The sequence below is a fragment of the Nitratireductor mangrovi genome (assembly GCF_007922615.2).
GTDB lineage: Bacteria > Pseudomonadota > Alphaproteobacteria > Rhizobiales > Rhizobiaceae > Mangrovimarina > Mangrovimarina mangrovi.
Map to the genome: position 1 here is coordinate 971,158 of NZ_CP042301.2, position 20,239 is coordinate 991,396.

At 64.2% G+C, this 20,239-nt stretch carries 23 protein-coding genes; 17 read left to right on the top strand and 6 right to left on the bottom strand.

Annotated elements, in window-relative coordinates:
- Positions 1 to 22: 22 nt before the first annotated feature.
- The 10 genes from rplQ (at position 23) to FQ775_RS04790 (ending at position 8,231) form a co-directional block, all read left to right on the top strand.
- A complete protein-coding gene (rplQ, locus tag FQ775_RS04745) occupies positions 23 to 454 on the top strand; it encodes a 50S ribosomal protein L17 (protein ID WP_146298285.1) in 432 nt (143 codons plus the stop codon).
- A 160-nt stretch (positions 455 to 614) separates the two neighbouring features.
- Positions 615 to 2,120: a DegQ family serine endoprotease gene (locus FQ775_RS04750; protein WP_146298286.1), complete on the top strand. Its 1,506-nt coding sequence runs from the start codon at positions 615 to 617 to the stop codon at positions 2,118 to 2,120.
- 11 nt (positions 2,121 to 2,131) lie between these two features.
- Positions 2,132 to 3,448 (top strand): replication-associated recombination protein A, encoded by a 1,317-nt coding sequence (locus tag FQ775_RS04755; RefSeq protein WP_146298287.1) that lies wholly within the window; start codon positions 2,132 to 2,134, stop codon positions 3,446 to 3,448.
- Positions 3,449 to 3,507: 59 nt separating this feature from the next.
- Positions 3,508 to 3,879 carry a hypothetical protein gene (locus tag FQ775_RS04760; protein WP_206064829.1) on the top strand — a complete coding sequence of 124 codons (372 nt, stop codon included), beginning with the start codon at positions 3,508 to 3,510 and terminating at the stop codon, positions 3,877 to 3,879.
- A 64-nt stretch (positions 3,880 to 3,943) separates the two neighbouring features.
- Positions 3,944 to 4,231: a hypothetical protein gene (locus FQ775_RS04765; RefSeq protein ID WP_146298289.1), complete on the top strand. Its 288-nt coding sequence runs from the start codon at positions 3,944 to 3,946 to the stop codon at positions 4,229 to 4,231.
- Between the two features lie 29 nt (positions 4,232 to 4,260).
- Positions 4,261 to 4,830, top strand: a complete 570-nt coding sequence (locus FQ775_RS04770) for a flavodoxin domain-containing protein (RefSeq protein WP_146298290.1) — start codon at positions 4,261 to 4,263, stop codon at positions 4,828 to 4,830.
- Between the two features lie 85 nt (positions 4,831 to 4,915).
- Positions 4,916 to 5,293, top strand: a complete 378-nt coding sequence (gene crcB / locus FQ775_RS04775) for a fluoride efflux transporter CrcB (RefSeq protein ID WP_146298291.1) — start codon at positions 4,916 to 4,918, stop codon at positions 5,291 to 5,293.
- A gap of 43 nt (positions 5,294 to 5,336) precedes the next feature.
- Positions 5,337 to 6,320, top strand: coding sequence for an RluA family pseudouridine synthase (locus FQ775_RS04780; protein WP_146298292.1), 984 nt, complete (start codon positions 5,337 to 5,339; stop codon positions 6,318 to 6,320).
- A gap of 143 nt (positions 6,321 to 6,463) precedes the next feature.
- Positions 6,464 to 7,363: a DMT family transporter gene (locus tag FQ775_RS04785; RefSeq protein ID WP_146301827.1), complete on the top strand. Its 900-nt coding sequence runs from the start codon at positions 6,464 to 6,466 to the stop codon at positions 7,361 to 7,363.
- A gap of 79 nt (positions 7,364 to 7,442) precedes the next feature.
- A complete protein-coding gene (locus FQ775_RS04790) occupies positions 7,443 to 8,231 on the top strand; it encodes an ATP12 family chaperone protein (protein ID WP_146298293.1) in 789 nt (262 codons plus the stop codon).
- A 23-nt stretch (positions 8,232 to 8,254) separates the two neighbouring features.
- Here the strand turns inward: FQ775_RS04790 and FQ775_RS04795 are convergent, their stop codons facing one another.
- From FQ775_RS04795 to FQ775_RS04805, 3 genes are all read right to left on the bottom strand, one after another.
- On the bottom strand, positions 8,255 to 8,614 hold the full coding sequence (locus tag FQ775_RS04795) for a YggT family protein (protein WP_146298294.1): 360 nt from the start codon (positions 8,612 to 8,614) through the stop codon (positions 8,255 to 8,257).
- A 72-nt stretch (positions 8,615 to 8,686) separates the two neighbouring features.
- Positions 8,687 to 10,498, bottom strand: a complete 1,812-nt coding sequence (locus FQ775_RS04800; protein ID WP_146298295.1) for a sodium:solute symporter family protein — start codon at positions 10,496 to 10,498, stop codon at positions 8,687 to 8,689.
- 12 nt (positions 10,499 to 10,510) lie between these two features.
- Positions 10,511 to 10,786, bottom strand: a complete 276-nt coding sequence (locus tag FQ775_RS04805; protein WP_146298296.1) for a DUF4212 domain-containing protein — start codon at positions 10,784 to 10,786, stop codon at positions 10,511 to 10,513.
- Between the two features lie 296 nt (positions 10,787 to 11,082).
- On the opposite strand from FQ775_RS04805, the gene FQ775_RS04810 reads away from it, so the two are divergent.
- Positions 11,083 to 11,610 carry a hypothetical protein gene (locus tag FQ775_RS04810; RefSeq protein WP_246730266.1) on the top strand — a complete coding sequence of 176 codons (528 nt, stop codon included), beginning with the start codon at positions 11,083 to 11,085 and terminating at the stop codon, positions 11,608 to 11,610.
- A gap of 60 nt (positions 11,611 to 11,670) precedes the next feature.
- On the opposite strand, the gene glnA is transcribed toward FQ775_RS04810, so the two are convergent.
- Together glnA and FQ775_RS04820 are read right to left on the bottom strand one after the other, a co-directional pair.
- Complete coding sequence (gene glnA, locus FQ775_RS04815; RefSeq protein WP_146298298.1) at positions 11,671 to 13,080, bottom strand: type I glutamate--ammonia ligase; 1,410 nt, start codon at positions 13,078 to 13,080, stop codon at positions 11,671 to 11,673.
- 45 nt (positions 13,081 to 13,125) lie between these two features.
- Complete coding sequence (locus FQ775_RS04820) at positions 13,126 to 13,464, bottom strand: P-II family nitrogen regulator (protein WP_146298299.1); 339 nt, start codon at positions 13,462 to 13,464, stop codon at positions 13,126 to 13,128.
- Between the two features lie 309 nt (positions 13,465 to 13,773).
- Between FQ775_RS04820 and FQ775_RS04825 the strand changes: the two genes are divergently transcribed.
- From FQ775_RS04825 to yghU, 6 genes are all read left to right on the top strand, one after another.
- A complete protein-coding gene (locus tag FQ775_RS04825; protein ID WP_349291498.1) occupies positions 13,774 to 15,279 on the top strand; it encodes an NAD(P)H-hydrate dehydratase in 1,506 nt (501 codons plus the stop codon).
- A gap of 98 nt (positions 15,280 to 15,377) precedes the next feature.
- Entirely contained in the window at positions 15,378 to 16,301 is a 924-nt protein-coding gene (locus tag FQ775_RS04830; RefSeq protein WP_146298301.1) for an alpha/beta fold hydrolase, read from the top strand.
- A 172-nt stretch (positions 16,302 to 16,473) separates the two neighbouring features.
- A complete protein-coding gene (locus FQ775_RS04835) occupies positions 16,474 to 16,722 on the top strand; it encodes a ParB N-terminal domain-containing protein (protein WP_146298302.1) in 249 nt (82 codons plus the stop codon).
- Positions 16,723 to 16,888: 166 nt separating this feature from the next.
- Positions 16,889 to 17,086 carry a hypothetical protein gene (locus tag FQ775_RS04840; RefSeq protein WP_146298303.1) on the top strand — a complete coding sequence of 66 codons (198 nt, stop codon included), beginning with the start codon at positions 16,889 to 16,891 and terminating at the stop codon, positions 17,084 to 17,086.
- A gap of 168 nt (positions 17,087 to 17,254) precedes the next feature.
- Positions 17,255 to 18,226 carry a glycoside hydrolase family 25 protein gene (locus tag FQ775_RS04845; protein WP_146298304.1) on the top strand — a complete coding sequence of 324 codons (972 nt, stop codon included), beginning with the start codon at positions 17,255 to 17,257 and terminating at the stop codon, positions 18,224 to 18,226.
- 162 nt (positions 18,227 to 18,388) lie between these two features.
- Entirely contained in the window at positions 18,389 to 19,258 is an 870-nt protein-coding gene (yghU, locus tag FQ775_RS04850) for a glutathione-dependent disulfide-bond oxidoreductase (RefSeq protein WP_146298305.1), read from the top strand.
- 77 nt (positions 19,259 to 19,335) lie between these two features.
- Here the strand turns inward: yghU and FQ775_RS04855 are convergent, their stop codons facing one another.
- Positions 19,336 to 20,133 carry an AraC family transcriptional regulator gene (locus FQ775_RS04855; RefSeq protein WP_146298306.1) on the bottom strand — a complete coding sequence of 266 codons (798 nt, stop codon included), beginning with the start codon at positions 20,131 to 20,133 and terminating at the stop codon, positions 19,336 to 19,338.
- Between the last annotated feature and the right edge of the window lie 106 nt (positions 20,134 to 20,239).

Here is a 20,239-nt window from a genome sequence, read left to right on the forward strand (position 1 = left end):
TAGGATTTGAAGGAGAAGGCTCATGCGCCACGGACGTTCCGGCCGCCGGCTGAACCGCACCGCAAGCCACCGCAAGGCCCTGTTCACCAACATGGCCGCCTCGCTCATCGAGCATGAGCAGATCACCACGACACTGCCGAAGGCCAAGGAACTGCGGCCGATCGTGGAGAAGCTGGTCACGCTCGGCAAGCGCGGCGACCTGCATGCCCGCCGCCAGGCGATCTCGCGGGTCGGCAGCGACAAGCTGGTTCAGCGGCTGTTCGACACGATCGCGCCGCGCTATGCGGAGCGTAACGGCGGCTACATTCGCATCATGAAAGCGGGCTTCCGGCATGGCGACAACGCGCCGATGGCCGTAATCGAGTTCGTTGACCGCGATGTCGAGGCCAAGGGTGCCGCCGACCGTGCGCGCACCGAAGCGGAAGCGCCCGCCGAGGAAACCGAAGCGGCATAAGCCGCTCGGTTTCGAGTATCATCAAAAAGGGCCCCTGGAGGGCCCTTTTCTTTATCACAACGGCATCCGTGCGCCGACAAACGGCCGCCACGTCGGTAACGCCTTCCAATTTGCACAATCCTTGTGACAATTGCGCGGTGCAGCCGAAGGAGGATTCGTGATGCGCAAAACCTTGGCGTTCGCGCCGCTGTTTGTGATGCTGGCGGCGCTGATCTTCGCTGCCGGGCCGCTTCTGGCCGAGGAGGGCGCTGGAGGTCTGCGCGGGCTGCTCAACGAACTGCTGCCGGGTGCCGAGAAACCGGCGAAGGCGGCACCCGCCGACGATATGTCGGTGGATGCCGGGCCGGAGCGCCGCGTTCCTTTCGCGCGCGAGGAAATCCAGTTGTCGTTCGCACCGCTGGTGCGCGAGACCGCGCCCGCCGTCGTCAATGTCTACGCCAAGCAGATGGTGTCGGCGCGTTCGCCATTTTCCGGCGACCCGTTTTTCGAGCAGTTTTTCGGACGCAGCATGCCGCCGCGCGTCCAATCTTCGCTCGGCTCCGGTGTCATCGTCGATCCTTCCGGGATCGTGGTCACCAATCACCACGTGATCCGCAATGCGGACGAGGTTCGCGTCGCCATGTCCGACGGGCGCGAGTTCGAAAGCCGCATCCTGCTCAAGGACGAGTCCCTCGATCTTGCCGTCATGAAGATCGATGGTGCCGATGATTTCCCGGCCATCGATCTCGGCGACTCCGATGCCCTGCAGGTCGGTGACCTGGTGCTGGCGATCGGCAACCCGTTCGGTGTGGGGCAAACCACCACCAGCGGCATCGTCTCCGCGCTTGCGCGCAACCATGTTGGCATCGTCGATTTCGGTTTCTTCATCCAGACCGATGCCGCCATCAATCCCGGCAATTCGGGCGGGGCCCTGATCGACATGGCGGGTCGCGTGGTCGGCATCAACACGGCGATCTACAGCCGCACGGGCGGTTCGATCGGCATCGGTTTTGCGATCCCGTCCAACATGGTTCGTGCCGTGGTTGCCGCGGCAAGGCAGGGCGAGGACCATTTCGAGCGCCCCTTCATCGGTGCAGAGTTCGAGCCGGTGACGGCGCAGATCGCCGAGGCGTTGGGCATGACGCGGCCTGCCGGCGCGCTGGTGACCGCCGTCGACGCTGAGGGGCCGGCCGCGAATGCGGGCCTGAAGCCCGGCGACGTGGTGCTTGCGCTCAACGGCGCCGTGATCGAGCATGTCGACGCGCTTGGCTACCGCCTGGCCACCCAGCCGCTGGGCAGCAAGGCGGTGTTGGGCATACTGAGCCAGGGAGAGGAGCGCGAGCTTTCGCTGATTCTTGCGCGGGCGCCGGAGGGCTCGGGCGGCGCCCCGGTCGAGATCGCCGGACGCAGCCCGTTCTCCGGCGCACGCGTTGCCGAATTGTCGCCGCGCCTGGTTCGCCGGCTGCGGCTGCCGTCGGGCACCAAGGGCGTGGCCCTGGTCGATGTGCCGCGCGGGTCACCGGCGGCGGGCTTCGGCTTTCGGCCGCGTGACATCGTGCGCGAGGTGAACGGTGAGCCGATTGAAAGCGTGGACAGCCTGCAGGCGGCTGCCGCGCAGGATACCCGCTGGTGGCGTTTCACTGTTGAACGCAATGGCCAACTTCTGCGCCAGATGCTGCGTTACTGAAGCAGGGCGGAATGGGCGATCTTTTTGCTGCTGACCAGCCGCCAAGGCAGGAGCCGGGCCGGCCACTGGCCGACCGGCTGCGGCCGGCCCGGCTCGCAGACGTTGTCGGCCAGGAGCATCTGACGGGTGAGGCGGGCGCGCTCACCCGACTGATCCGCTCCGGGTCCCTGGGCTCGATGATCTTCTGGGGACCGCCCGGCACCGGCAAAACCACCGTTGCGCGTCTGCTTGCCGGCGAGACCGATCTTGTCTTCGAGCAGATATCGGCGATTTTTTCCGGCGTCGCCGACCTGAAGAAAGTGTTCGAGGCAGCCCGCCTGCGCCGCGCCAACGGCCGCCAGACGCTGCTCTTCGTCGACGAGATCCATCGCTTCAATCGCGCCCAGCAGGACAGTTTCCTCCCCGTGATGGAAGACGGCACGATCGTTCTTGTCGGAGCCACGACGGAGAACCCTTCCTTCGAGTTGAATGCGGCGTTGCTTTCGCGCGCCAGGGTTCTGGTCTTTCACTCGTTGGATGCTGACGGGCTGGCCTTGCTGCTTGCGCGCGCGGAGGAAGCTGAGGGTCGGCCACTGCCGCTCGACGAGGAGGCGAAGGGGGTGTTGATCCGCATGGCCGACGGCGACGGCCGCGCGGTCCTGACGCTTTCCGAAGAGATCTGGCGCGCCGCGGGCAGCGGCGAGGTTTTCGACGGCCGCGCTCTCCAGGAAATCGTTCAGCGTCGTGCGCCGATCTACGACAAGAGCCAGGACGGTCATTACAATCTGATCTCGGCGTTGCACAAGTCAGTACGCGGGTCCGACCCCGATGCCGCACTCTATTACCTCGCCCGCATGTTCGATGCCGGCGAGGACCCGCTCTACCTTGGCCGTCGTATGGTGCGCATGGCGAGCGAGGATATCGGCATGGCCGATCCGCAGGCGCTTCTGATCGCCAACGCCGCCAAGGACGCCTACGACTATCTCGGTTCGCCGGAAGGCGAACTGGCGCTTGCGCAGGCCTGCGTCTATCTGGCGACGGCGCCGAAATCGAACGCGCTCTATACGGCCTTCAAGGCCGCTTCCGCAGCGGCGAAGGAACATGGTTCGCTGATGCCGCCGAAGCACATCCTCAACGCGCCGACCAAACTCATGAAAGCCGAGGAATATGCTGCCGGTTACCTCTACGATCACGATCAGGAAGACGCCTTCTCCGGCCAGGACTATTTTCCGGAAAAGATGGGACGACGCACTTTCTACGATCCACCGGAGCGCGGTTTCGAGCGCGAAATCCGCAAGCGGCTCGAGTTCTGGGCAAAGCTTAGGCGCGAACGTGGCGGCGAGCCGTGACTGGCGTTAGCCAGCGCGTCTCGGAGCGACGAGTCGTCGATTTTGGTGGGCTCGGCGTCGTGCTCGTCGATTCCATTACGCAGATTTTGGCCGAGGATGCGGGTCGCGTCGTGGTATCGGGTTCCCATGGCGGCACAAGCGCGGCATTCTTTGCGGTGCGGGTTCCAGCAAGGCTTTATGTTTTCAACGATGCCGGCATCGGCAAGGATCGGGCCGGCATCCGCGGGCTGGAGGTGCTCGAGCGCGCGGGCATTGCCGCCTGCGTGGTTTCGCACGATAGCGCACGCATAGGTGACGCAGCCGATACGTTGCATTCGGGTGTCGTCAGCACGGCAAACGAAAGGGCTCTCAATATCGGCATAGAACCCGGCCTGCCGATCGCTTGCCAGCTCGCGGCGCTCTCTGGTGAGGATCGCTCAAGAGCTTATTGATCCCGATCAAGGCGCGGCGCGTCGACGACTGGCATGCTGCCTTTTCATCAAGGGAAGGTGCAGCATGCTTCGAAAGGCCTTTTCGACAAGCCACCTTGCGCTGCTGGCCATGGCCCTGCCGGCCATTGCGCAATCGACCGATCCCGCCTGGCTGGATCAGGTAGCGCAGGAAATCGCCGCCGCCGAGCAGTGCGAGGTCGGCTACTTCATCAAGGTCCGCGAATACGAACTCGGTGGCCGGCGCGTCTACGAGGCTCGCGTCCAGTGTGTGGACGGTCGCCAGTTCGATGCAAGCCGCGCCGAGCCCGATCCGACATTTTCGTTCGCGGCCTGTGAGGTCCGGGTCTGCTGACCAACCTTCCAGGAGGAAAGGACAGGAACATGCATGTGATCGTCATCTTCGGAACCGTCGAGGGTCATACGCGCAAGATTGCGCGCAATATCTCGGCCACGGTCCAGAGTCTGGGGCATCAGGCGACCGTCTTCGATGCCGGCGACCTCGGTGACGTCGATCTCGACATCGCCGACGCCGTCATGGTCTGCGCGCCTGTCCATATGAGCCAGTATCCAAGTGCGATCGCACACTGGCTTTCCACCCACGCGGACGATCTGGCAAAATTGCCGGGGGCGTTCGTGTCGGTCTCCCTGGCATCGGCGTCGCCGTTTCCCGAGGAGCACGCGGAGATCCGGAAGCTTACCGAAGCTTTCTTCGACCGCACCGGTTGGCATCCGCGACTGGTTCACCAGGCCGCCGGAGCCTTGCGCTATCCGCGGTACGACTTCCTCAAGCGGCTCTTGATGAAGCACATTGCCTACCGCGAGGGCGGATCGACCGACGTTACCAAGGACCACGAGTTCACCAATTGGAACGCGCTGTCCGCATTCGTCGCCAGCTTTGTCGATGAATGCGGGGCAACGCCCGAGAAGGCCAATCAGGCCATGCCGGCCTAGGAGTCGACGCGCCTTCAGGGGTCGATCTGGAACCGGCGCGCGTCGCCATTTGACAAGGCGCGCGGGATGGCGAAGGAGTGGCTCCATGAAGGAACTCGCTTTCGTCGCCTTCGGCGGCGCCATCGGCGCGTCGCTGCGGCACCTGACAGGCGTGGCGGCATTGCGCCTGCTCGGAACCGGGTTTCCGTGGGGCACGCTTGCCGTCAATGTTGTCGGCGCACTCGCCATGGGCGTCTTTGTCGAACTTCTGGCGCGACGCGCGGGCGTTCCCCCGGAACTGAGGCTCTTCGTTGCAACCGGCCTGCTTGGCGGCTTCACAACCTTTTCGGCTTTCTCTCTGGAGGTGGCGCTGCTTTGGGAGCGCGGCGCGACCGGGCTCGCGGTCGCCTATGTAGCGGCCAGTGTGGTCGGGTCAATTGCGGCCCTGTTTTGCGGATTGTGGCTCGCGAGAACCGTCGCGTGATGCTAAGGCGCCAGCCACTCGCGAAAGGATCGAGCGACAAATCATGGCGGGTGTCCAGCAGATAGAGGTCGAATCCGGGGAAACCGGCATGCGGCTTGACCGCTGGTTCAAGGTGCATTTTCCCGGTCTCGGCTTCGGCCAGTTGCAGAAGCTCCTGCGTTCGGGACAGATCCGCGTCGATGGCGGCCGGGCCAAGTCGGACACCCGCGTCGAGCCAGGGCAGGTGATCCGCGTGCCTCCGCTGGATGTCGACCGCAAGGGGGGTGGTCCACTGACGCCGCGCACAATGCGCAGTCAGGGCGATGCCGAACTCCTCGCCCAGATGCTCCTTTATGAAGACCAGCGTGTCTATGTCCTCAACAAGCCATCGGGTCTGGCGGTGCAGGGCGGGTCGGGCGTTTCGCGCCACATCGACAACATGCTCGAAGCGTGGCGAAACAAGAAAGGTGAGAAGCCGCGACTGGTACATCGCCTCGACCGTGATACCTCCGGCGTCCTGGTCATCGCCCGCACGCGACTGGCAGCAATGAAACTTGCCGAGGCGTTTCGCGGCCGGGACGCGAAAAAGACCTACTGGGCGCTGGTCAAGGGCGTGCCACGAAAGCGCGAGGATCGCATCTCGACTTGGCTGGTCAAGGAGGCAACGCCCGACGGTGACCGCGTGCGGGTTGCCCGCCACGGTGAAGCGGGCGCCGATCATGCTGTCTCCCAGTTTCGGCTCGTCGAACAGGCCGGCACCGCGCTTTCGTGGCTGGAGATGGAGCCATACACCGGGCGCACGCATCAACTCCGCGTCCATGCGGCGCATATAGGCTGCCCGATCATCGGCGACCCGAAATATTTCGAGGCCGATCAGAACTGGGAGTTGCCTGGCGGTATCCAGAAGCGGCTGCACCTGCACGCACGTCGCATCGTGATCCCGCATCCGGACGGCGGCGTCATCGACGTCACCGCGCCGCTCCCGCCGCATATGGTGCAGAGCTTCAATCTGCTTGGGTTCGATGCCGACACGCCGGACGGCGAATGAAACCAAATTCCGAACTCTGGACCGGCGACTTCGTGGAATTGTCATCTGGCGCCGTCGTGTACCGTGTGCGAGGGCAGGGGCATTAGTGCGACGGTGCCGATGACCTTTTCTGGAGCTCATCACGCGTGACGATTTCGCAGACCATGGATCGCCGCGACGCGATCGACCTGTTCGCGGCCCTCTTGATGATCGGGCTGACGTTCTCGTGGGGCCTGAACGGCGTAGCCGCAAAGATCGCAGGAACGGGCTTCAGCCCGGTCTTCATGACCATCGCACGTTCCGCCGTTGCCGCCCTGTGCGTATTCCTGTGGTGTCGCTGGCGCGGCATAGGGCTCTTCGGGAGTGATGGGACCTTGTGGCCAGGCCTGGCCGCGGGTTTTCTTTTCGGCGCCGAGTTCGTGCTCATTTTCTGGGGTCTGGACTACACCACGGTCGCGCGCAGCGCCTTGATGGTGAACACGATGCCCTTCTGGGTACTGATCGGCGCGCACTTCATGCTCGGCGAGCGCATGTCGGCGCTCAAGGTTTGCGGTACGGCGCTTGCGTTCTGCGGCGTCGTGCTCGTCTTCTCCGATGATCTCAGCCTGCCCGATCCGTCGGCGATCCGCGGCGATATCATGTGCCTGGTGGCCGGCGCGCTGTGGGCGGCCACGACCATTGTCATCAAGGGGTCACGGCTTGCGACGGCTGGCGCGGAGAAGGTTCTGCTCTATCAGCTGGTCGTCTCCGCCGTGATGACGGCGCCGCTGCTCGCGGTTTCCGGGCCGGCCATTCGCGAAGTGACCGCGCTCGCAACGTCGGCCCTGCTGTTCCAGGCCATCTTTGTCGTCGCCTTTACCTATCTGCTCTGGTTCTGGCTGGTGCGCCGGTATCCGGCGACCGGCCTGACCAGCTTCGCCTTTCTCACGCCCGCATTCGGCGTTCTTCTTGGCGGGCTGCTGCTCGACGAGCCGCTGTCGCTTCGCATTTTCGTGGCACTTGCCCTGATCGCCATTGGTCTGGTGATCGTGAACCGTCCGGCCAGGCGCATACCCCCCGCGTGACGTTCCCGTCGACCGCGAAGCTGCGACCTGATAGAGCAGCGACACGAACAGGAGCCTGCGCTGGGCGCGGGTCAGGATCATGCGCGAAATTCTGAGCGACCTCGAAGACGGCTCGAACCTCTCGGACATCAATCCGATGAAGCGGGCGCAAAAGCAGATGCGCCAGCCGTTGCCGAAGCGTTTCTATAAGGAGGCGACGCACGTTGCGGACGACGAAGGGTACGAGATCAGACTCGACGGCAAGCCGGTGCGCACGCCGGGTCGCTCGCGCCTGCTTTTGCCGAACGCCGACGCTGCGCGACTGGTCGCCGACGAGTTTGCTGCCCAGCGCGAACTGATCGATCCGGCATCGATGCCGGTCCTGCGCATTGCCAATACGGTCATAGACGGTGTCATGCAGGATCCGCAGGCGGTACTGGAGGACCTGCTTCGTTTCGCCTCATCGGACCTCGTATGTTACCGCGCCGAAAGCCCGGAGCGCCTCGTGGAATTGCAGGCGGCCGCCTGGGACCCGGTCCTCGACTGGGCGACGGTCCGCCTTGGCGCACGCTTTGTCCTCGCCGAAGGCGTCATGCATGTCGAGCAGCCGCGCGAGAGCATTGCGGCGGTGGGAACCCATCTGCGCGCGCGGCCGGACCCATTCCGCCTCGCTTGCCTGCATGTGATGACGACATTGACGGGCTCGGCCCTGATCGCGCTTGCATGCGAGGATGGGGCGATCGGGTTCGATACGGCTTGGTCAGCCGCCCATGTCGATGAAGACTGGAATATTGCCCAGTGGGGCGAAGATGCCGAAGCAGCAAGCCGACGCGCTACGCGGCAGGCCGACATGGCGGGCGCCTTTGCGCTGCTCGAGACATTGCGCTGACCGACGACGCGCCGCCCTGTCCGCTACCCGCCGCCGAACATCCTGTAGAGGGCCTGGGCGATCTCGCTTTCGAGCGGGAACGACAGCATACCCATGACCGAATAGCCGAGCAGCCAGGGCATCAGGTAAAAGCGCGCCATGTAGAAGAACCACGCCACGAAAAGCGGCACCAGCGGATCGAGCAGGAAGCCGGGCGTGACCGGGCGAAAGACGCGGATCACCGGGTTGGTCGCGCGCACGAAGAACTTCATGAAGAAGAAGTCTGAGTCCTCGGGCAGGAAGATGTTCATCGCCGCCCGGCCGATCAGCGTCCACATGACGATCCCGAGCAGATAGTCGATGGCGATCACCCAGATGGGGAAGGCCGCGAAGGTGTGATCCATGTCGAAGGCTGTCCGCTGCGCAGAAATCAGGGGCGGGACAATGTCCCGCCCCTGAAAGCGTTTTGCAATGGCCTAGTGCTTGGCCGCCAGGATTGCCGGGCCGGTCGGCACCCGGGTCTCGTCGACCATGCGCTTGGTCTCCTCGTCCGGCTCGGCCGTCATCAGCGTGACGGCAACCATCGCCACCAGGCTCACGGCCATGCCGACGATGCCGAAGCGCAAGTGGTCGATGCCCATCCACGGCGTGCCACCGGTGTAGACGTAGTAGAGATACGCCGAACCGGCGACGAAACCGAAGATCATGCCGGCGACAGCGCCGGGCATGTTGGCACGTTTCCACCACACTCCGAGTACCAGCGGGAAGAACAGGCCGGAGCAGGCGAAGCAGAACGCCCAGGCCACGGCCCCCAGAATGCCGGTAAGCTGCAGGGACGCGATCAACGCGGCCGCCGCACCGATGATGACCAGGAGCACGCGGGCCACGACGAGCCGCACGGCTGTGTCCGCCTTCGGGTCGATGATCTTGTAGTACAGATCGTGGCTGAGCGCGTTGGCGATCGCCAGCAACAGGCCGTCGGCGGTCGACATGGCAGCCGCCATACCGCCAGCCGCGACGAGGCCGGAGATCACGTAGGGCAGGCCGGCAATTTCCGGAGTCGCCAGCACGACGATGTCGGGCCGCATGAAGAACTCGTTCAATTGCAGGATGCCGTCGCCGTTCTGGTCGACCACCGCCAGGAAGCCGACGCTTGACCAGTTCTGGATCCACGCCAGGTTCTGCACTTCCTCGATCGACTTGCCGATGATGGCCGTCGGCAGGTTCGGATCGAGCAGCTGCAGCTTCGTCAGCGTGGCAAGGGCCGGCGCCGTGAAGTAGAGCAGGAAGATGAAGAGCAGCGACCAGGCCACCGACTTGCGCGCAGAGCGCACCGACGGGGTCGTGAAGTAGCGCATGAGGATGTGCGGCAGCGATGCGGTGCCGGCCATCATGCAAAGCGCCAGCGTCACGAATTTCCACTCGGCGAGATCTCCGACGGGCCCCGTATGCGGGGTCGTCAGCACGGAAAGACCCGGCACCGCTTCTGCGGGCGGGCTCAGCGTGTAGAGCGCTTCCAGTTCGGCCATGCGCGAGGCTGCCCCGCCATAGCTGAAGTGCGGAATGATGCCGAAGCCTTGCGTGTTCGACATCCAGATCACCGGAACCAGATAGGCGATGATCAGCACGATGTATTGCGCCACCTGTGTCCAGGTCACCGCCCGCATGCCGCCCAGCATCGAGCACAGCAGGATGCCGAGCAGGCCGAACCAGACGCCGACCTCGAACGGGATATGGAGCGCGCGGGCCGCGATCGTCCCGGTCGCGTTGATCTGTGCCGTCACATAGGTGAACGATGCGACGACGAGCACGATCACCGCGCAAAGTCGGGCCAGGTTGCCGCCGTAGCGCGTTCCGATGAAGTCCGGCACTGTGTAGCAGCCGAACTTGCGCAGGTACGGCGCCATCAGCGAGTTGACCAGCACATAGCCGCCGGTCCAGCCGATGATGAAGGCCATGTAGCCGTAGCCGCCGAAATAGACGCCACCCGCAAGCGCGACGAACGATGCGCCTGACATCCAGTCAGCCGCCGTTGCCATGCCGTTGTAGACCGCCGGAACCTGGCGCCCAGCGACATAATAGGCGTCGACCTCCATGGTTCGCGACAGCCAGCCGATCAGGGCGTAGATCGCGATGGTGAAGGCGACGAACAGGATGCCGATCGTGTCGGCTCCGACGCCCATCTGCTCAAGGATCGCCATCAGGATGATGAAGGCGATGAAGCCGCCGGTGTAGATGCCGTAGACGCGGCCGATATTGTCGATGAAATTCCCTTTGATCAGTGCCATTTCGAGCGCCCCCTATTCATCGCTGACGCCGAATTCTTCGTCGATCTGGTCTTGCCGCCAGTTCTGGAAGAATATCAGGACCACGAAGGCGATCAGGGAACCCTGGGCGATCATGTAGTAGCCTAGCGGGAACCCGAGGAAAGTAGCATTGTTGAGTGAGCCGACGAACCACGGGATCACGAATGCGAAGAAGAACCATAACGCCAGCACCAAGATGGTGAGGCTTCTGGTCTTCGACCAATAGCGATCCCGGGCTTCCTCGCTCAGTTGAGCGTGTTCACCGGACATGATGTCCTCCCTCCCTTCAATGTGCTAGCAGCATCGGCTGCCGGCAGAACCAACCGCGGATTCCACCTATGGAATCACATCGATGGAATTTCACGATCAATGATTTGTCAGACAATGGGAACTAAGACATTGGTCTTATCCCGCGGTTGCACGGAAGCCCGGGCATGAACGGCATCCTTGCGCGCGCCTGCGGGTTCATGCGCGAATTCGCTTCCCGGCTTAGTATCCGACGCGAAACATCGCCGGTGAACACCTTTGAGGAGCTTTGTCGTTTCGTGGGCGCGCGGGCTGCGTTCGTGTCCCAGAAGAAGCTTTACGGCTACCTGAAAGCCCGCATGGGAACTCGCTATCCGTCGATGTTCGAGGACGACGCCTTCGTCGCCTCGGTCAACATCGCCAAGATGCAGGTCTTCGCCGCCGCTTTGTCCGATCTCACGGTGCACGCCGTTGCGCTGGTGACCGCAGGGTCGCAGGTGGGCGCTGCGGAACGCAACCGCATGGCGCGCGCCTGCTTTCGCCACGGGGTGGCCGAGCATGCCGCCCAGGCTCCCGACGACGGCAGCATCGGCGAATGGGAAACCGCGTTCGAGAAGCGCCTTGCCGACCTGCATTGGGAAAATATGTCGGTGGGCGGTGATGCGTTCACCGAAAGTCCGGCAGCTCTCTACGAGTGGGCGCCGATTGCCGACAATCTCAAGCGACTTGATGCGGAGATCGTGACCAATTCGATCCGCTTTGCGTGGATCGAGGTTGTTCGCGACCTGCGCCGGCGCTGCGATGCCTCCGCCGTGAGGGCCGACTACGAGGCCACCTCGGCGGCCTGATGTCGGCGCAACGAAAAAGGGCTCCGGATATCCGGAGCCCTTCGTTCTCGTGAGGGTCGCTCAGACCGAGTAGTACATGTCGAACTCGACCGGATGCGGCGTCATTTCGTAACGCAGCACTTCGTGCATCTTGAGTTCGATATAGGCGTCGATCTGGTCGTCGTCGAAAACACCGCCGGCCTTGAGGAAGGCGCGGTCCTTGTCGAGGCTGGTCAGCGCCTCGCGCAGATTGCCGCACACGGTCGGTACCTTCTTCAGTTCCTTTGCCGGCAGGTCGTAGAGATCCTTGTCCATGGCCTGGCCCGGGTGGATCTTGTTCTTGATGCCGTCGAGGCCGGCCATCAGCATGGCTGCGAAACCAAGATAAGGGTTGGCTGCCGGGTCCGGGAACCGCACCTCGACGCGCTTCGATTTCGGCGAGGAACCGAACGGGATGCGGCAGGATGCGGAACGGTTGCGTGCCGAGTAGGCGAGCAGGACCGGTGCTTCGAAGCCCGGAACGAGCCTCTTGTAGGAGTTGGTTGACGGGTTGGTGAAGGCGTTGATCGCCTTGGCGTGCTTGATGATTCCGCCAATATAGAACAGGCAGGTCTCCGATAGTCCGGCGTACTCGTTGCCGGCGAAGGTCGGCTTGCCGTCCTTCCAGATCGACTGGTGCACGTGCATGCCGGAGCCGTTGTCGCCATAAACCGGCTTCGGCATGAAGGTCGCCGTCTTGCCGTAGGCGTTTGCCACCTGGTGGATGACGTACTTGTAGATCTGCAGCTTGTCGGCATTGCGGGTCAGCGTGTCGAACTTGATGCCGAGCTCGTGCTGGGCCGCGCCCACCTCGTGGTGATGCTTTTCGACCACGACGCCCATTTCCGCCATCACGGTCAGCATCTCGGAGCGCATGTCCTGGGCCGAATCGACCGGCGGCACCGGGAAGTAGCCGCCCTTGACGCGCGGGCGGTGGCCGAGATTGCCGGTTTCGTACTCGGCGTCGTCGTTCGACGGCAGTTCGGTCGAGTCGAGCTTGAAGCCGGTGTTGTACGGATCGGCCTTGTACTTGACGTCGTCGAAGACGAAGAACTCGGCTTCCGGGCCAACATAGACGGTGTCGCCAATACCCTCGGACCGCACATAGGCTTCGGCCTTCTTGGCGGTACCGCGCGGGTCGCGATTATAGGATTCGCCCGAGATCGGGTCGAGAATGTCGCAGACCAGCACCATCGTCGACTGGGCGAAGAACGGGTCCATATGCGCCGTCTCTGTGTCGGGCATCAGGACCATGTCGGACTCGTTGATCGCCTTCCAGCCGGCGATCGACGACCCGTCGAACATGACGCCGTCAGCGAACATGTCTTCGTCGACGGCCGCGATGTCCATCGTCACATGCTGCATCTTGCCCTTCGGGTCGGTAAAGCGCAGATCGACGAATTTGACGTCGTTGTCCTTGATCTGCTTCAGAATTTCGTTCGCTGTCGTCATATTCTCTTTCCCTGTGTGACGATTGGTTGCCTGCGGTCGTGTGTACTAGATGGCGTCGACGCCGGTTTCACCGGTGCGGATGCGGACGACTTCCTCGACGCTTGACACGAAGATCTTCCCGTCACCGATGCGGCCGGTCTGGGCCGCCTTGCGGATCGCCTCGATCGCTGCCTCGACGGAATCGTCGGCCAGCACGATCTCGACCTTCACCTTGGGCAGAAAGTCGACCACGTACTCGGCGCCGCGATAGAGCTCGGTGTGACCTTTCTGTCGGCCGAACCCCTTCGCTTCGGTGACGGTGATCCCCTGCAGGCCTACGTCCTGAAGGGCCTCCTTCACTTCATCGAGCTTGAAGGGCTTGATGATCGCCTCGATCTTTTTCATCTAGGTTTTGGCCTCCGCTGGCATTTGGAACGGGTTTGGTTCCCGTTTCGCCGACCTGAAAAGCACGAACCGTGCCAGATTTGCCTGCACTCTCATGCGCAACTGCTCCAGGCTGTTGCTCCGTGTCGCCTTTGAAATCCGGGGGTTTTCGACCGCCAGTCGTCACCCCGGCGGGTCCCTGTCACGCCGGGCATCATGGGCTGTGATGATTTTTTGTGCAACCGGCTCAAATCTGAGGCAGACGCGGCGGTTGGCGTCGATGGTGCTACTCGATATGACGGTGCAAGACCACCGGGAGCTACCCTCGTGATGGATGAATTGCTCACGCCTGCCGAGATGAGCGAGGCGGACCGTCTTGCGATAGCGGGCGGACCATCCAACGGGTACGGGCTCATGTGCCGCGCCGGAGCGGCCATCGCCGCGGCCATCCTTGCGCGTTACCCGGCGTCGAGGCATTTCCACGTCCTTTGCGGCCCCGGCAACAATGGCGGCGACGGGTTGGTCGTGGCGCGGCTGCTGGCCGATGCCGGCTGCCCGGTCACGGCCTATCAGGACGACAGCCCACGGCCCGGCACGGATGCCGCGATGGCGCTTGCCGCGCTGGAACTCAGGACGCGCCCGCTTGAGGTTTTCTACGCCGGCGGCGATGACCTCGTCGTTGACGCCATGTTCGGCGCAGGCCTGACGCGCCCGCTGCAGGGCAATTTTGCTCGGGCGGTCGAACGCGCAAACGCCTCTGGGGCGGCCGTGCTTGCCGTCGATCTGCCGTCAGGGCTCTCCGGGGACAGCGGACAGGTACTTGGCGGGATCGCGATACGCGCCGACATGACGGTGACCTTCTTCCGCCGCAAGCCCGGTCATCTGCTCTTGCCGGGTCGTTCGCTGTGTGGCGAGACCGTGGTCGCCGACATTGGCATTGCGGACGAGGCGTTGACCACCATCGGCCCGAAGCTTTGGCAGAACAATCCGCGTCTCTGGCAGATGCACCTGCCCAGGCCGACGGAAAACGGTCACAAATACAGCCGCGGCCATGTCGCTTCGTTTTCCGGTGGGCCGTCGGCCACCGGTGCCGCGCGGCTTGCCGCCATGGCCGCTGCGCGCGCCGGGGCAGGGGCTGTCACCGTGGTTTCGCCCGGCAGCGCCATGTCGGTCAATGCCGCGCATCTGACAGCGATCATGCTGCGCCGCGCCGACAGAGTCGACGAACTCGCCGATTTCGTTAACTCGCGCAAGGTTGCCGGCGCCGTGATCGGGCCGGGTTTTGGCGTCGGAGAACACTGCCGCAACTTTGTGAGCGCTCTCAACCGCCTGCGAGGCGAGGAAGTGCTGGGGCTTGTGCTCGATGCCGACGCGTTGACGTCCTTCGAGGAAGAACCCGAGGCGCTCTTTGCTCTGCTCGCCAAGGGGACGAGTTCGGTCCAGCCGGCGGTGCTCACACCACATGAAGGCGAATTTGGCCGGCTGTTCCCGGACCTTGCCGGCGCTATGCGCTCCAAGGTCGAGCGGGCGCGCGAAGCGGCATCGCGCTGCACTTCCGTGGTGATCCTGAAGGGTCCGGACACGGTCGTCGCCTCACCCGACGACCGCGCCGTGATCAACGCGCACGCGAGCCCCTACCTTGCAACCGCCGGTTCCGGTGACGTGCTGGCCGGGCTCGTGGCCGGCTTCCTGGCACAAGGGATGCCGTCCTTCGAAGCTGCCTGTGCGGCCGTATGGATCCATGGCGATTGCTCCCTTCGGTTCGGGCCGGGGCTGACTGCCGACGACTTGCCCGGCCTGATACCCACGACTTTGCGCCAACTCGTCGGCACCTAGCGGCATTTTTTCACGATGCATGTCGAAAGGCGTGCGCCTCCTTCGTTGTGAGGGCAGGAAGGCGAACGTCGCCTTCGCTTACCCAGAGGGAGACGACAATGCTGAAGTTCCTTTTCGCATCCACCATCTTTGCTGCCGGCCTCGCGGTGGCCATCGCGTCCAGCCCGGCCAAGGCCCAGGAGGCCGGCCCGGCGCGGAGCGGCCACGTCGCCGTCAATGGGCTCGACTATTATTACGAGATCCACGGCGAAGGCGAGCCGCTGCTCCTTCTGCACGGGGGTCTCGGTTCGACCGGCATGTTCGGACCGGTGCTGCCGGCGCTCGCCGAGGGTCGCCAGGTCATCGCGGTGGATTTGCATGGCCATGGACGGACAGCGCTCGGCCATCGCGACATCAACCTGGAGGATCAGGGCGACGACATGGCCGTTCTGCTCAAGGCGCTCGGTCACGACAGCGTCGACGTGCTGGGCTATTCGTTTGGAGGCGGTGTCGGTTTCCGTCTCGCCGTTCAACACCCTCACATGGTCCGCCGATTGGCCATGGTTTCGGCGGGCTTTGCCTCCGACGGGTTTTATGCGGCGATGCGAGAACAGCAGGTTCAGGTCAGTGCCGCGATGGCGCCGATGATGCGCGAAACCCCCATGTACCAGTCTTACGCCGCCGTCGCGCCGCATCCCGAGGATTTCCCGAAGCTGCTCGACCAGATGGGCGCCTTCATGCGCCGCGACTACAACTATGCAGCCGACGCCAAGGCCCTCGAAATGCCGGTCATGCTGGTCTTCGGCGACAGCGACATGTACCGACCCGAGCATATCGTCGAGTTCTACCAGTTGCTTGGCGGCGGGTTGCGCGACGCAGGCTGGATGCGCGAGAACCTGCCGCAGAACCGGCTTGCCATCATCCCCAACCGGACGCACTACGACATCTTCTTCGCGCCCGAACTCGTCCGAACGGTGCTGCCATTCCTGAATGGCGAGACCGAGGTTGAGAGCTGGGAGGAGCAACTGACGAAGGCGCAATAGCCCAACCGGATCGTCGCCGATGCGGGGCGGCGGTCCGCCGGCTCGCACGGCTCGATCGGCCATTGAGCGCATCCGCGAACCACGGGATCGTCTTCGACCGGATATGCTGGCGGCTGGACTTCGTCGCGAGGGCCGATCATGATCGCGATCGCAACGCTGCCGAGGATCGCGCATGCTGAGGATCGAGAAGATCGCCATCGACACGATCTACGTGCCTGTGGGCCGGCGCAAGACGCTGCATCCCGACACTGTCCGCCATCTGGCCGAGGACATTCTCGAGAACGGCATGAAGGTGCCGATCCAGGTCCGCCACGACGGCAAACGCCACGTTCTCGTCGAGGGCCTTCATCGGCTGGAGGCGGCCAAGTGGCTGGGCGAGAGCGAGATCAACGCCTACCTCGTCCAGGCCCGCAAGCACTGACGGATTTCCCGGGACGACCTGCCGGCCGGCACACGATCGCCGCGCCGCTTTCGCTTGCGGCCAACAAGACGACGCGGCCACGCCTTCGTCATCAATCCGACATTGCCCGGTCAAGTTGCCCGACTAGACGTCCGGGCCATGGCACAGACGATTCGGAGACGGCGCAATGCTGAACGGCGACATAACCCTTGAAGAGCTTCTGAACGAGCCGATCATCCGCAAGCTCATGCAGCGCGACGGCGTTTCGGACGGCGACATCCTGCGGCTTGCCGATCAGGTGCGCCGCCGCAGCCGCCGCCACGCGCCGCCCTTGCGCGGTATTGCCGCCGCGGCGCGCAGCCAGCCTTTCCATGCCGGGCTCTAGGTCGCGCCGCCGGTAGGCGAGGGCCCATTTCGCTGTCGGTCCGGCGGGATGCGCAACAAGGTAAAAATTCGATTCAATCTTTATTGGGAGAATCCTGACAGCATCGGCCTTTGGTGACCCGGCGGCGCGTCTTGCCGCCGGACTGTTTGGTACCGCGTACAGGTCGTCATGCGTTCTCCCCTTTCTCCCGCCCTCCTGGTGGTTCTGTTCGGCCTTGCCGGCTGCTCGACCAGCGCCACTGTCGATGCCCTCGACATTTCTCCCGAGACGACGAGTTCGGTCGCACGGCCGGCCGCGCCGATTCCGGAAGGCGATGGCAGCGAGGTCGCCGAAGGCGATGGTGCCGGCATTGCCGCGCTGGCCGAGCCGGACCAGGTGACCGCGGAGGCGGCCGCCACTGTCGCCCTTGTCACGCCGGAGCGACCGATGCGCGCGACCGGCCGCCACAAGGTGGTCAAGGCCGCGTTCCGCGACGCCCACCCGATCAATTTCGGGCCTCGCAAGCCACAGCATCATGCCGTCCACGGTGTCGACGTGTCGCGCTGGCAGGGCAATATCGACTGGGAAAAGCTGCGCAGCCAGGGCGCCAACTTCGCCTACATCAAGGCGACCGACGGCACCGATCACCTCGATGAAAAGTTCCGCAAGAACTGGAACGCCGCAGCCAAGGCGGGGCTGAAGCGCGGCGCCTACCACTTCTTCTACTGGTGTTCCTTTGCCAGTGCCCAGGCCGACTGGTTCATTCGCAACGTGCCCAAGGAAAGGGGTGCGTTGCCGCCGGTGCTCGACGTCGAATGGAACCATCATTCTAAATGCCGCAAGCGCCCGTCGCCGGCCTTCGTGCGCGAGAAGATGCAGGTCTTCCTCGACCGGCTCGAAAAGCACTATGGCCAGCGCCCGGTCATTTACGCGACACCGGACTTCTACGAGCGCAATCTGAAGGGCTACTTCAAGGACTACCCGTTCTGGCTGCGCGCCGTGGCCGAACATCCCTCGAAGGTCTATCCGGGCCGCGAATGGGTGTTCTGGCAATATTCCGGCTCGGGCCTTTCGCATGGGGTGTCGGGACGCATCGACCTCAACGTCTTTCATGGCGATCCCGGCGAATGGCAGCGCTGGCTCGAGCGCACGGCGGGCTGAACCTACGCCAGCCGGGAAAGTCCGCCCCCGACCGCGCAACGCCGCCGCGCGGCCGGCAAGGGCGAACAACTTCTCGTGTGCCGCGGAAGCCGTCGCTGGCGTTCGGCGGATGGCTGACCTATCTGACGGGCGCAACGCTTTTCGAACGTCAGGAGCCTCAGCATGTCCGATACCGCCTACACCCCGCCCAAGGTCTGGACCTGGGACAAGGAAAGCGGCGGCGCCTTCGCCTCGATCAACCGGCCGATCGCCGGCCCCACGCATGACAAGGAACTGCCGGTCGGCAAGCACCCGCTGCAGCTCTATTCGCTCGCCACGCCCAACGGGGTGAAGGTGACCGTGATGCTGGAGGAGCTTCTGGAAGCCGGCCACAAGGGCGCCGAATACGACGCCTGGCTGATCCGCATCAATGATGGCGACCAGTTCGGTTCCGGCTTCGTCGACATCAACCCGAACTCCAAGATCCCGGCGCTGATGGACCGCAGCGGGTCCGAACCGGTGCGCCTGTTCGAGTCGGCCTCGATCCTGTTCTATCTCGCCGAAAAGTTCGGCGTCTTCCTGCCGAGCGAGCAGCCGGCGCGCGCCGAGACCATGAACTGGCTGTTCTGGCAGATGGGCTCCGCGCCCTATCTCGGCGGCGGCTTCGGCCATTTCTACGCCTATGCGCCGGAGAAGTGGGAATACCCGATCAACCGCTTCGCCATGGAGGTCAAGCGCCAGCTCGACGTGCTCGACCGCCGCCTGGGCGAGGTCGAATATCTGGCCGGCGACCAGTACACGATCGCCGACATGGCGGTCTGGCCGTGGTATGGCGGCCTCGTGAAGGGCTGGGCCTACAGCGCCGGCGAGTTCCTCTCGGTGCATGAATACAAGAACGTCAACCGCTGGGCCGACCAGCTCCATGCCCGCCCCGCCGTCAAGCGCGGGCGCATGGTCAACCGCGTTTCCGGCGATCCGGCCGACCAGCTGCACGAGCGCCACGACGCCTCCGATTTCGAGACGAGGACGCAGGACAAGGTGGCGGCGGAGTAGGGCGCTGCCGCGCCGCCGGCGTTCCGGAGACGGGCCGCGCGCGGTGCGCGGCGGGTCGGCTGTGACACCCGCGTACCTCACTCGTCGCGGGCGAAATAGCGCCCCGGCGTGACGCCGAAGGCGCGCCGGAAACCGGCGATGAAGGCGCTTGTGCCCTCATAGCCAAGCCGGTCGGCGATCTCGCCGACCGGGATGCCGAGCGAGAGCAGTTCGACGGCCTTCATCAGCCGCGCCTGCCGCCGCCAGGCGCGAAAGCTCATCCCGGTCTCGGCCTGGAAGTGCCGCTCGAAGGAACGCGCCGACAATGCCGCGCGCGCCGCGACCGCGGCCAGCCCGTCGCGCCGTCCGGGCTCGTCCACCAGGCCGTCGACCGCACTGCGAATTCGGTCCTCGCGCGGCATCGGCAGATGCAGCGGCGCGACTTCCTCGGTGACGAGCTGGTCGAGGATGACGGCTGCCAGCCGTCCGGCCGGGCCGTCTTCGGGCGCGTCGCGGGCATGAGCCATGAAGGCGAGGATCAGCTCGCGCAACAGCGGCGACAGGCGGATCACCGCCGGCACCTGCGGAAGATGCGCGACCGCCTCCGGCCGGAAAAACAGGAAGCGCTGCGCGCAGTCCTGCAGATAGGTCACCCCGTGGCTGACGTCCGATGGAATCCACACCGCGCGTTCCGGCGGCACGATGAAGCTGCCGCGATCCGTGTCCACCGTTACGGCGCCCGAAACGATGTGGAAAAGCTGCGCCCGGCGGTGGCGGTGCCTGCCGTAATGCGTGTGCTTCGCCACTGTGCCCGCATAGGCGAGGATCGCCGCCGGGTAGTCGTCGGCCTCGGCGAGCGACAGGTCGGGGTGGATGCGGCTGTCCGGGTGGATCACTGGCGGCTCAAGCACATTATTTGACGAAGTAGCGATAACACGAATTCCGTTCCCCGCGTAGTCTCCGACCCGAGATCGACCCTTGTCATTCCTTTCGGCCGAGGCG